Source organism: Proteus sp. G2674, assembly GCF_009915195.1.
In the GTDB taxonomy this organism is placed as follows: Bacteria; Pseudomonadota; Gammaproteobacteria; order Enterobacterales; family Enterobacteriaceae; genus Proteus; species Proteus mirabilis.
The window spans coordinates 1-12,951 of sequence record NZ_JAABLS010000018.1 but is presented as its reverse complement, the minus strand read 5'-3'; the positions used below and the strand labels follow the sequence as shown (position 1 = coordinate 12,951).

Below are 12,951 nucleotides of genomic sequence, written 5' to 3'. Positions count from 1 at the left end.
TTATTTAATTTTATAATTTGTGGAGTCAAAATCTATGCGGGATAGCTACCCACAATCATTGGAAAACATCCTAAAAGAGCTTGAAGGTTCCAATAAAAGCACATTACAGCTTATACAACAGCGTGCAACAATTTTACTCAAATTAAATCGTACCGTCATGGCACTTTTACCAGCACCGTTACAAGGTAAATGCCGTGTCGCCAATTATCGCAATGCTATTTTAATTATTGAAGTCACAAACGCAAGTTGGATGACCCGATTACGTTATGAAATTCCATCATTACTTTCTGCATTAAGAAAGGAAATTTTACCATCGTTATCCTCAATAGACATCAAAATAAATCCTTCTTTAAGCATAAAAGCGGGAAAAAAGAGTGTCACTTCATCATTAAAAGATCCAACACCCGTAAAAAAACGCCATTTAAGTGTAGAGAGTGCACAATCATTGAAATATTTGGCAGAGAAAAGCCCGAAGAAATTAAGAGAAAGATTAGAACGGTTGGCTGCACTTGCCGGAGAGAGTACAAGTACAGCCAAAGATGACGCTAATTAGAGATAATTAACGTGCTTTACAATTGAGCGATTAAGCAAAAACTGTCGATGGTGCTTTAAATGCCACTGGCATTTTCGCTTCGTCTTCAAAGGTGACGAATTCCCAAGCAGACTCTTTTGCTAAAACAGCTTGGAGCAATTTATTATTTAGTGCATGACCTGATTTAAACGCGGTAAATTCACCGATAATGTTATAGCCACACATAAATAAATCACCGATTGCATCTAACATTTTATGACGAACAAATTCATCTTCAAAACGTAAACCATCATCGTTGAGGACACGATAGTCATCAACCACGATAGCGCAATCAAAGCTACCGCCTAAACACAATCCTTTCGATTGTAAATATTCAATATCACGCATAAATCCAAATGTACGAGCACGACTTATTTGACTCATAAAGGATTCAGCAGAGAAATCTAATTTATAACGCTGAGTACTTGCATCGATAGCAGGATGGTTAAAATCGATAGTAAAATCTAATTTAAAACCATTATAAGGACGCATTTCCGCCCATTTATCGCCATCTTCAACACGTACTGTTTCCTTGATACGGATGAATTTTTTCGCAGTGCGAAGCTCTTCAATACCTGCATCAAGCAATAAGAAAACAAAAGGTGCTGCACTGCCATCCATAATAGGAATTTCAGGTGCATCCACTTCAATTACGATATTATCAATGCCTAAACCAGCCAGTGCTGCATTTAAATGCTCAACGGTTGATATACGCACATCATCTTCATTCACTAAGCAAGTACATAACATAGTGTCACGAACTGATTTTGCGTCTGCTGGAAAATCCACCGGTGGATTTAAGTCAGTACGACGGTAGATGACCCCAGTATTAGCTGGCGCCGGACGCATTGTAAGCGTAACTTTTTTACCCGTGTGGAGTCCCACACCAGTTGCTTGTACAATTCGTTTTAATGTCCGTTGTTTGATCATCATTTTATCTCGCAATATTATCCGTCCTACCAATTATTATACTTATAATTGGCAGGACAGTTTAGCACAAAAAGCGGAGATGCCAATCTTTTTGACGATTAATCAGCCTGTTTTCTTAAGAAAGCAGGGATATCTAAATAATCTGGCTCTTTGTTAGCTTGAGTAGATTGTTCATTAACCGCTTTAGCTGCAGGCTTGCTCTCTTCTACTGTAGAGAAAGAGGACATGCTATTTTGCATTTGCTGATAACGATTTTCCATAGCGTTTTGTTGATTTTGCTTATTAGTTACCAGCGTAATTTCTGGACGTTTATCCATGCCGATACCTGTAGCAACCACAGTAACACGCAGTTCATCGTTCATTTCAGGGTCAAGAGAAGTACCAATCACCACTGTGGCGTTATCTGATGCAAATGCACGAATGGTGTTACCGACGGTTTCAAACTCATCAAGACGTAAATCAAAGCCTGCTGTAATATTAACTAACACACCACGTGCGCCAGACAGGTCGATATCTTCCAGTAATGGACTTGAAATCGCCATTTCAGCGGCTTCTTCAGCACGATCTTCGCCTTTAGCTGCACCAGATCCCATCATGGCATAACCCATCTCTGACATCACCGTTCTCACGTCAGCAAAGTCGACGTTCATCAAACCTGGGCGAGTGATCAGTTCTGCGATACCTTGAACAGCACCTTTTAATACATCATTTGCCGCACCAAATGCGTCAAGTAACGAAATACCACGGCCGAGTACTTTTAGTAGCTTGTCATTTGGAATAGTGATTAATGAGTCAACATGCTTAGATAACTCAGTAATTCCCTGCTCAGCAAATGCCATACGCTTTTTGCCTTCAAAATTAAAAGGCTTAGTCACAACAGCAACCGTTAAAATACCTAACTCTTTCGCCACTTCGGCAACGACTGGCGCAGCACCGGTACCAGTACCACCGCCCATACCCGCAGCGATAAATACCATATCCGCACCTTCTAGTGCAGCGCGTAACGCTTCACGATCTTCTTCGGCAGCATTACGACCTACCTCAGGGTTTGCACCTGCACCTAAGCCTTTCGTAATGGCATTACCGATTTGGATAGTTTGTCCAACTGCTGTTTTACGTAATGCTTGAGCATCAGTATTGACCGCGAAGAAATCAACGCCTTCAATACGTTCACGAACCATGTGCTCAACCGCATTACCGCCGCCGCCACCAACGCCGATGACTTTGATCACCGCATCGTTGGTTAATTCCATAGGTTCAAACATAATTTCTCTCCGTTTTGTGCCTTTTAGGGTCGCTTGCTCAAACGACCTCTTTTTAAATTTGTCTGATGATTAAAACTCTCTTTTTAACCAGCCAGTGAGTTTTTTTAGCCAACCACTAACTGCAGAGCGTTTTTCGGTTTCAGTTTCCTCACCAAAGTGAGATTCTTTACCGTAATGCAAAAGCCCGACTGCCGTAGAATAGAAGGGATCCTGCGCATAATCTGTTAGCCCGGTAATATTTAACGGTTTACCGATCCGTACTTGCGTGTGGAAAACACGTTGAGCACATTCAACAAGTCCATCTATCTGTGCAGCACCACCTGTTAAAACAATACCTGCCGCTAAATGGTGCTTTATTCCTTGCTGACGTAATTGTTCCTGAACACTCAAAATCTCTTCATTAACAAGATTTAGAAGCTCGGTATAACGCGGTTCAATCACCTCAGCAAGTGTTTGCCGTTGTAGACTTCTTGGTGGTCTACCTCCGACACTTGGAACTTCGACATTTTCATCTTTGCCAACTAAAGAGCCTAATGCACAGCCATGACGCACTTTTATTGCTTCAGCGTCATTTGGTGGTGTACCAAAAGCGTAAGCAATATCGCTAGTCACAACGTTCCCTGCATAAGGAATGACACGAGTATGTCTTAATGCACCACCGGTATATATGGCGATATCCATGGTTCCGCCACCCATATCAACGACACAAACACCTAATTCGCGCTCATCTTCTGTTAGCACAGCAAAACTTGAAGCCAGTCCTGCAAAAATCAGTTGATCCACTTTTAAACCACAGCGCTCAACTGCTTTTACTATATTCTTCGCCATATCGTTATGGCAGGTAATCAGATGTACTTTAGCCTGCATACGTACACCGGATAACCCAACAGGGTTTTTGATCCCTTCTTGGTAATCAATGGCGTACTCTTGCGGTATTACGTGTAAAACACGGTGTTCATCTTTTACTTTGACGGATTTCGCAGTATGCACCACGCTATCAACATCATCTTGTGTTACTTCTTCTTCTGAAATTGGCACCATACCAATTTCATTTTGGCAGCTAATATGTTTGCCTGATAACGCCAAATATACTGACGATATTTGGCAATCTGCCATCAATTCAGCCTGATCTACAGCCCGTTGTACACATTTTACGACGGATTCGAGATCGTTCACGCCACCTTTGTCCATACCCCGAGATGGGCAACTTCCCACCCCGATAATATTCACTACGCCATCAGGCAGGATCTCACCGACAAGGGTGGCTACTTTGGCCGTACCAATCTCAAGACCAACTACTAATTTTCTGTCCGTCGCTTTGATCATTATTGTTCTGCCTTCGCCTTCATCGTGTCATCTGCCACGTCTTGTTTATTCATTCACATCAAGTAATAAAGGAGCCCATCCAACTGCACCACCACTGTCATAACGTAAATCGACATAATCAACCCGTTTGTCAGTCTGTTGTTGCAAGATAGGATACAGCTCAATAAAGCGAGCAATCCGTTTTTCGGTATCCTTACGCCCTAACTCCAATCGGACATCATTGTCTAAGACTAATTGCCATCCTTGACGAGCTGACATTGATGCTGCTTTTAATTTCAGATTACTGGCAAGAAGCTGATCTCTCATTGCTAAATAACCTGCTAATACCATTTTCTCACTTCCTTGTGGCCCATATAATAGTGGGTAATTTCCTTGTGTTTCCAATCGCGTTGGCAGACTGAAAATTCGGCCTTCTCTATCAAGAAAATGTGTGTCATTCCAACGGGTAAATGGCACATACTCCACCAGATGGATTTTTAATTCGTCTGGCCATTGTTTACGTACGGTCACTTGCCTGATCCATGGCATACGTTCAATTTGTTGCTGAATGATATTGACATCCTGTGTCATAAAAGTGCCTGGTTGGCCTAAAGATAAAATGGCCTGACGCACATCATCATTCGTTGTGTAATGCCGCTCACCAGTAAGTACAAGCTTTGATATCGGCAGACGATTAGCATCTTTCATCCAATTCACAACTTGTATTCCGCCCCAAATAATGGTGGCAATCACACATAAAAAGAAGATTAATCCTGATAAATAGCTACCATTACTCGGTCTATCAGAATGACGTTTCTCTTTTATCTCTTTATTATTTAACGCTGCTTGTGACATAGTAAATTCATTCACCCCTGCGCAACATTCAAATAAGAGAATCGGCTATTCTTTTGTACGATATTCCTACGATTAATACTTCCACTAGATATATATACTCTATAAATACCTTTAGCTTTGATAATTAAATCACTAAATTGTTCAATCTGTTGAGAATTATTTACCTTAAAAGTCAAAATAGCGAGTTTTTCTTTAAATTTCGCTACTTTTAACTGATAAATTTTTCCCACATCTCTTTGAGCAAGCAAATTACCGATCGTATTTTTCGCAAATAAGATCTCTTTTTGACTAAAATCTCCCACCATTACAGTCATTTTCTTAACTATTTCACCATAAATGATGTTCACTTGCTCAAACATCCGTCTTAATCCTCGCTTAAAGATGGTTGTAATTTTGTTTCTGCTAAGCGACGCGCTATTTTACCAATATTTCCAGCACCTTGAACTAAAACAAGATCATTATCTGTTAATACACCCGCTAATATTGAGGAGATGTTCTCAACATCAGAAACCCAAATCGGATCTAGTTTGCCACGTTGACGAATAGTACGACACAATGAACGACTATCTGCACCGGGAATAGGCGCCTCTCCTGCTGCATAAACATCGGTTAATAATAAAATATCAACTTGATTAAGCACCGTTGCAAAATCTTCATATAAATCACGAGTACGTGTATAACGATGCGGTTGAAATAACATCACTAAACGTTTATCAGGCCAACCTGCTCGTGCCGCTTTTATCGTTGCATCAACTTCTGTTGGGTGATGTCCATAATCATCCACCAGCATGACTTCCCCTTCTTGACCATTCACATGCTCAAGACTGAAATTTCCCAAGAAATCGAAACGACGCCCAGTACCTTGGAAATTAAGTAGTGCGGCTAAAATATGCTCATCCGCAATCCCTTCTTCTGTGGCAACAGCCACGGCTGCGGTTGCATTTAATGCGTTATGGCGTCCCGGCGCATTTAATACCACATCTAAATCAGGCATATCTTCACGAGAAATAGTGAAAAATCCTTGCGCACCTTTTTGTTCGTAATGAGTAATGCGTACATCAGCATCTTCACTAAAACCATAGGTAGTAATATAACGCCCTACTTTAGGAATAATTGACCGAATAACATCGTCATCAATACACATCACTGCGCGACCATAAAACGGTAAATTGTGTAAAAAAGTAACAAAAGTCTCTTTTAAATTATCAAAATTACCGTGATAAGTGTCCATATGGTCAGCTTCAATATTCGTTACCACCGCAACCATAGGTTGAAGATGTAAGAAAGAAGCATCACTCTCATCCGCTTCTGCAATTAAATAGCGGCTACAACCTAAACGAGCATGGGTACCTGCTGATTTCACTAAACCGCCATTAACAAAGGTTGGATCTAATCCTGCTTGTGCATAAATGTTCGAAATCATCGCCGTTGTTGTTGTTTTACCGTGGGTTCCTGCAATCGCAACCCCGTGACGATAACGCATTAACTCCGCTAACATTTCTGCACGACGTATCACAGGAATACGCGCTTCTCTTGCTGCAATAATTTCTGGATTATCTGCACTAATTGCGGTAGAAACCACCACAACACTAGCATCACGAATATTTTCAGGGCGATGATTAAAATAGATTGTCGCCCCTAATGCAACGAGTTGTTGTGTGACTACATTAGGCGCTAAATCAGAACCACTGATTGCATAACCTTCATTAGCCAACACTTCGGCGATCCCGCCCATGCCGGCACCACCAATGCCAACAAAGTGGATATGCCTAACTTTTCTCATCTCAGGCACAAAAGATCTTAATTTCGCCAGCTGTTGTGTATTCACTATTTACTTCTTCACTCTAAGTTAATGGTTACAAGTTACGTTTATTTTTTAGCCACTTCGATAATTACATTAGCGACTCGCTCAGTAGCATCCGTAATCGCAACACTTTGTGCTTTTTCTGCCATTAGCATTAGCTGATGTCTATCCCAATTTTCTAGGGTGTCAGCTATCGCTTCTGGCGTTAAATCATTCTGTTCAATAATACGCGCCGCACCGGCATTTTCTAATGGCAATGCATTCCAATATTGCTGTCTATCTTTATGTTGAAAAGGAACAAAAATAGCGGGTAACCCCGCAGCGGCAATCTCGCTAACTGTTAATGCACCTGAACGACATACAACAACATCAGCCCATTGATAAGCTTGCGCTATATCATCAATAAATTCAGTAACTTTATACTCAGATTTAACTGAATTTTTAGAAAGTTCATTTTGATAGCGTAATTTGGTATCACTTTCGCTCCCTTTGCCGGCCTGATGCCAAATTGTAACTCGCTCTCCTAATAATCCAGCCACCACTGGCATTGTATGATTTAAGATACGCGCACCTTGGCTACCACCAATAACCAGCACTCGGACAGCACCTTCTCTGCCTTTTAATCTCTCTGCTGGGGCTTCAAGTGCTAAGACATCGTCACGAACCGGATTACCAACAACAGGCGCATTAGCAAACGCACCGGGGAATGCTTGTAACACACGTTTGGCTATTTTTGACAACCAACGGTTAGTTAAGCCTGCAATACCATTTTGTTCATGTAAAACAACGGGAATACCACAGCTCCATGCTGCAACACCGCCTGGTCCAGAAACATAGCCTCCCATGCCTAATACGGCATCAGGCTGATAGCGCTTCATAATCCGACGGGCTTGAAAAATCGCTTTTATAATACGAATAGGTGCAGCAATTAACGCTTTTACCCCTTTACCTCGTAGACCCGAAATACGGATATACTCGATTTCAATGCCATGCTTAGGCACTAATTGTGCTTCCATTCTATCCGCGGTTCCTAACCAACGAATATCCCAGCCTTGGGATTGCAGATAATGAGCAACTGCTAATCCAGGAAAGACGTGCCCTCCTGTTCCGCCGGCCATCACCATTAATCGGCGTTTACGTTCGCTCATTTAGGACTCCTTACAAACGCCTGAGCCTGTGCTAGGCGTGATTCATAATCAATTCGTAACAACATCACGATAGCCGTTGACATAATAATCAAACTCGAACCACCGTAACTAATAAGAGGTAACGTTAACCCTTTTGTTGGCAACATACCTGCTGCCGCACCAACGTTGACTAACGTCTGGAAGGTAAACCAGATCCCAATCGAACAAGCTAAAAAACCTGAAAAACGTTGATCGAGTAACAAAGCACGGCGTCCAATTTGCATCGCACGAAAAGCGATGAAGAATACCATTAAAAGCACTAAAACCACACCGATATAACCAAGTTCTTCTGCTAAAATAGAGAAAATAAAGTCAGTATGAGCTTCAGGTAGATACTCTAACTTTTGTACTGAATTTCCTAACCCTTGCCCCAGTAGATCACCGCGTCCAAAAGCCATCAAGGATTGTGTTAACTGATAACCACTACCAAAAGGATCTTCCCAAGGTTCTAAGAACGAAGTGATACGTCGTACACGGTAAGGCTCAACAATAATTAACATCACAACAGCGGCAATACCTGTACCAATAATGGCGAGGAATTGCCAAATTTTTGCACCGGCTAAAAAAAGCAACGCTAATGTGGTCACAAACAGCACGACCACCGTACCTAAGTCGGGTTGTAATAGCAGTAATACGGCTAATATTAACATCACCCCCATAGGTTTACAGAATCCCCAAAAGTTGTTTCTCACTTCTTCTACTTTTCTCACCAAATAACTGGAGAGATAACAAAACAGTGCCAATTTAGAAAGTTCTGCCGGCTGAATACGTAAAGGCCCAAATGCAATCCAACGTGATGCGCCATTTACTGAACTGCCCACTGCCAATACCACGAGTAATAGCAAGATAGAACCAAACAGCATTAAGCTACTGTAGCGTTGCCATACCGCCATTGGCACCCGCATTGTCACTAATGCAAGGCAAAGGGCAACAATCATATAAATGCCGTCACGTTTAGCAAATAGAAAAGGATCTTCTGCTAAACGTTGTCCAACAGGCATTGACGCCGAGGTTACCATCACAAACCCGACAACCGCTAATCCGAATGTAAACCAGAGCAAAGTGCGATCATAAGGCACGAACGCGCTGTTATCTGTTTGATAACTTCCCACCAGCCACTGTTTTAATCTTCGCATTGCGTATACACTCATCAGCCAAGCTCCTGCGCTAAACGGGCAAACTCATCACCACGTTGTTCGAAACTTTTAAACTGATCTAGACTTGCACAAGCGGGTGAAAGTAGCACCATATCGCCAGTTTGCACTGTTGGTGCAAGTAATCGCATCGCCTCTTCCATAGTCGCGGTTAATTGTGAGACTTGTGGTCGTAAATTTGCCAATGCTTGACCATCTTGTCCGAAGCAATATAAGCGAATATTATCGCCACTGAGATAAGGTAATAGCGCGCTAAAATCAGCAGACTTACCGTCCCCACCTAACAACAGGTGCAAAGTCCCTTCTACTTCAAGCCCTCTTAAAGCTGCTTCTGTGCTACCTACATTAGTCGCTTTAGAATCATTGATCCAACGTACCCCATTATGGGAGTAAACTAATTGGAAACGATGAGCAAGGCCATGATAGGTGTTTAAAACAGCTAGTGATGCTTTACGAGAAATTCCCACTGCATCAGCTAACGCTAATGCGGCTAATGCATTGGTGTAATTGTGTTGACCAGAAAGGAACATCTGTGAAGTGGCAAGAATATTTTCACCATTTACGTTCAAGTAACGATTGGTATTATCAAGCTGATAATCCCCTTGTCCGATACCAAAACTCACACAACGTGTATCTTTGCCAGCTAAAGGCAATGTCAGAACATCATCTGCGTTATAGACACAGGTTTTAGCATTATCATAAATACGTAATTTAGCTTCACGGTATTGTTCTAATCCTAACGGATAGCGATTCATATGATCTTCGCTAATATTTAATACCGTGGCAGCCGCCGCTGTTAAGCTATAGGTTGTCTCTAATTGAAAGCTCGATAGCTCTAAGACATATAAGTCATAAGGCTGTGTTAATAACGTTAAAGCAGGTACACCAATATTGCCACCGACACCGACAGGGATCCCGTCAGCTTTAGCCATTTCCCCCACCAACGTCGTTACGGTACTTTTGCCATTAGAGCCTGTTATCGCAACAATAGGTGCTTTTGCCTCACGGCAAAATAGCTCAATATCACCGACAATTTCCACTCCATGATCTCGCGCTTCAACTAACTCAGGCGTTGATAACGCAATACCCGGACTTGAGACAATTAAATCAGCGTCATTAAGCCATACTTGATGAAAACTCCCCGTATGATACTCAACATCAGCAGGTAGCTTATCTAAACCCGCGGGATGCTGGCGAGTATCTATCACTTTAGGTGTTACACCTTGGCGGATAAAAAAGTCAACGCAGGATAGACCGGTAATGCCTAGTCCCACGATAACAACTTTTTTCCCCTGATAATTTGCCATGTTAACGTACCTTTAATGTCGCTAAACCAATAAGGACTAACATAAGAGAGATGATCCAAAAGCGGACAATCACACGAGGCTCTGGCCAACCTTTTAATTCATAGTGATGATGGATTGGCGCCATACGGAAAATACGTTGGCCGCGCAGTTTAAATGAACCTACTTGTAAAATAACCGAGAGCGTTTCAACAACGAACACGCCCCCCATAATCACTAATAAAAATTCTTGGCGTAATAACACGGCGATAGTACCTAATGCGCCACCTAATGCTAAAGAGCCAACATCACCCATAAAGACTTGGGCAGGATAAGTATTAAACCAAAGGAAGCCTAATCCCGCACCGACAATGGCGGTACAAACAATCACCAATTCGCCTGCATGCATTAAATAAGGAATTTTTAGGTAGCTGGCAAAATTGACATTACCTGTAGCCCATGCAACTAATGCAAACCCAGCCGCTACAAACACCGTAGGCATAATGGCTAAGCCATCTAAACCATCGGTTAAATTTACCGCGTTACTGGTGCCAACAATGACAAAATAAGCCAGTAAGATATACAACATGCCAAGTTGTGGCATGACATCTTTAAAGAAAGGCACGACAAGTTGCGTTGCTGGGGTATCTTTACCAATCGCGTACATACTAAATGCAACCGCTAAAGCTAATACCGATTGCCAGAAATATTTCCAACGCGCTATTAAGCCTCGAGTATCTTTACGCACTACTTTGCGATAATCATCGATAAAACCGATGATGCCATAACCAATTAGCACCAAGAGTACACACCATACATAAGGATTATCTAATCGCGCCCACAATAAGGTTGATACAGCGATAGAAAATAGGATCATGATCCCACCCATGGTCGGCGTACCACGTTTGCTAAAGTGTGACTCAGGGCCTTCGTTACGCACCACTTGCCCGATTTGCATTTTTTGTAACCATGCAATTAAATGGGGTCCCATCCATAACGCAATAATTAATGCCGTCAATAAACCAACAATCGCTCTGAATGTCAGATAAGAAAACACATTAAAAAATGTATGATATTTAACCAAATATTCGGCTAGCCAAACTAACATTCAAAGCACTCCTTTAATGCGTTCACGATATCCTCCATTGCTGAGCTTCGTGAACCTTTTACTAAAACTGAAACAACATCATGCTGCTGTAATAATGGAATTAATTGGGTAAGCAAATCAGCTTTAAATGAAAAATGCTCACCGCCTTCATTTTCTTGACTAATAAACTGGCTGTAATGACCCACGGTTAATACCCGATCGATACCGACTTGATGGGCAAAACGTCCCACATCACGGTGACATTTTTCTGAATCTTCGCCTAATTCAGCCATATCTCCAGCGACAAAGATTTTATATCCTGGTAATTGAGATAAAACTTGCAGCCCTGCTATCATCGACCCATCATTAGCATTATAGGTATCATCTAACACTATTTTTCCTGTTGTTAATTCAACAGGATAGAGTCTGCCAGGTACGGCTTTCAGTACCGCTAAACCTTGCTGAATATCCGTTAATGTCGCCCCTACCGACAAGGCTAACGCACTTGCGGCTAACGCATTGGCAATATTATGGCGACCAGGTAAAGGTAGGGTGATTGCTACACCCCCTTCTGGCGTATGCAATGTAAAATCGGTGGTGAGTTGATTAACAACAATATCCGTTGGGTAGAAATCGGCCTGAGTGTCTGCAGATAAAGAGAAAGACCACTGAGTTTGACGTGAGTTAAAATGCTGTTGCCATAGCGCAACATCATTACTTTGCTGATTAATAATGGCTGTGCCTTGCTCTTTTAAGCCAGTGAATATTTCACCTTTAGCTTGAGCAATCCCTTGTAAGGAACCAAAACCTTCAATATGTGCAGAAAAGAGATTATTGACCAATGCACTATCTGGTTTAACCATATCCACGGTATAGGCTATTTCACCAATATGGTTAGCACCAAGTTCAATCACGGCAAAACGATGTTCAGGGGTTAGACGAAAGAGTGTCAGGGGAACACCAATATCATTATTTAAATTGCCATGTGTATATAAGGTTTCACCACAGTGACGCAGTATCGAAGCCGTCATCTCTTTAACGGACGTTTTACCCGAAGAGCCCGTTAATGCGACAATTTTAGCATTGCTAAGCGAACGGATATAAGCGGCAATATGCCCCATTGCTAAGCGGGTATCTTTTACGATGATTTGTGGACATTCAACATCGATTTTCCGATTAACTAAAACCGCAACGGCACCCTTTTGTTTGACATCAGCAATAAAGTCATGAGCATCAAAACGTTCACCAGCTAAAGCAATAAACAGACAAGCATCATCAATTTTACGGCTATCGGTAGAAATTGATTTGATCATTAATTGATTGGCTTGGCTTTGAGTAATAGTACTCAACGTGCCTTGAGTGACTTGTGCAATAGTTTCGAGAGAAAGCGCTATCATGCGATCACCCCCAATAACCGTGCAACAGTTAATCGGTCAGAGTAATCAAGACGGCGAGTACCAACGATTTGATAATCTTCGTGCCCTTTTCCTGCCACTAAGATCATATCAGC

At 41.9% G+C, this 12,951-nt stretch carries 12 protein-coding genes; 1 reads left to right on the top strand and 11 read right to left on the bottom strand.

The genetic code is table 11. The features are described 5' to 3' along the window. Positions 1–34 precede the first annotated feature (34 nt). Positions 35–553, top strand: a complete 519-nt coding sequence (locus tag GWI58_RS08515) for a DUF721 domain-containing protein (RefSeq protein ID WP_004244106.1) — start codon at positions 35–37, stop codon at positions 551–553. 30 nt (positions 554–583) lie between these two features. On the opposite strand, the gene lpxC is transcribed toward GWI58_RS08515, so the two are convergent. From lpxC to murF, 11 genes are all read right to left on the bottom strand, one after another. Further along, the gene (gene lpxC, locus GWI58_RS08510; protein WP_012368233.1) at positions 584–1,501 is read right to left on the bottom strand and encodes a UDP-3-O-acyl-N-acetylglucosamine deacetylase; all 918 of its coding nucleotides are present in this window, start codon (positions 1,499–1,501) and stop codon (positions 584–586) included. 98 nt (positions 1,502–1,599) lie between these two features. After that, positions 1,600–2,766: a cell division protein FtsZ gene (gene ftsZ, locus GWI58_RS08505; protein WP_004244108.1), complete on the bottom strand. Its 1,167-nt coding sequence runs from the start codon at positions 2,764–2,766 to the stop codon at positions 1,600–1,602. A gap of 69 nt (positions 2,767–2,835) precedes the next feature. Beyond that, the gene (ftsA, locus tag GWI58_RS08500) at positions 2,836–4,092 is read right to left on the bottom strand and encodes a cell division protein FtsA (protein WP_004244110.1); all 1,257 of its coding nucleotides are present in this window, start codon (positions 4,090–4,092) and stop codon (positions 2,836–2,838) included. A 45-nt stretch (positions 4,093–4,137) separates the two neighbouring features. Continuing rightward, the gene (gene ftsQ / locus GWI58_RS08495) at positions 4,138–4,926 is read right to left on the bottom strand and encodes a cell division protein FtsQ (protein WP_012368234.1); all 789 of its coding nucleotides are present in this window, start codon (positions 4,924–4,926) and stop codon (positions 4,138–4,140) included. An 11-nt stretch (positions 4,927–4,937) separates the two neighbouring features. Next, complete coding sequence (locus tag GWI58_RS08490; RefSeq protein ID WP_049208557.1) at positions 4,938–5,285, bottom strand: hypothetical protein; 348 nt, start codon at positions 5,283–5,285, stop codon at positions 4,938–4,940. 5 nt (positions 5,286–5,290) lie between these two features. Then, complete coding sequence (gene murC / locus GWI58_RS08485; protein WP_036905118.1) at positions 5,291–6,754, bottom strand: UDP-N-acetylmuramate--L-alanine ligase; 1,464 nt, start codon at positions 6,752–6,754, stop codon at positions 5,291–5,293. Between the two features lie 41 nt (positions 6,755–6,795). After that, positions 6,796–7,878, bottom strand: a complete 1,083-nt coding sequence (gene murG, locus GWI58_RS08480; RefSeq protein ID WP_004244116.1) for an undecaprenyldiphospho-muramoylpentapeptide beta-N-acetylglucosaminyltransferase — start codon at positions 7,876–7,878, stop codon at positions 6,796–6,798. After that, on the bottom strand, positions 7,875–9,068 hold the full coding sequence (ftsW, locus tag GWI58_RS08475) for a cell division protein FtsW (protein WP_004244117.1): 1,194 nt from the start codon (positions 9,066–9,068) through the stop codon (positions 7,875–7,877). The genes murG and ftsW overlap by 4 nt, the downstream gene beginning before the upstream one ends. Beyond that, on the bottom strand, positions 9,068–10,378 hold the full coding sequence (murD, locus tag GWI58_RS08470) for a UDP-N-acetylmuramoyl-L-alanine--D-glutamate ligase (protein WP_020946024.1): 1,311 nt from the start codon (positions 10,376–10,378) through the stop codon (positions 9,068–9,070). The genes ftsW and murD overlap by 1 nt, the downstream gene beginning before the upstream one ends. 1 nt (position 10,379) lies before the next feature. Beyond that, entirely contained in the window at positions 10,380–11,462 is a 1,083-nt protein-coding gene (mraY, locus tag GWI58_RS08465) for a phospho-N-acetylmuramoyl-pentapeptide-transferase (RefSeq protein ID WP_004248563.1), read from the bottom strand. After that, entirely contained in the window at positions 11,456–12,838 is a 1,383-nt protein-coding gene (murF, locus tag GWI58_RS08460) for a UDP-N-acetylmuramoyl-tripeptide--D-alanyl-D-alanine ligase (protein WP_094959671.1), read from the bottom strand. Before murF ends, mraY begins: the two co-directional genes overlap by 7 nt. Positions 12,839–12,951 lie beyond the last annotated feature (113 nt).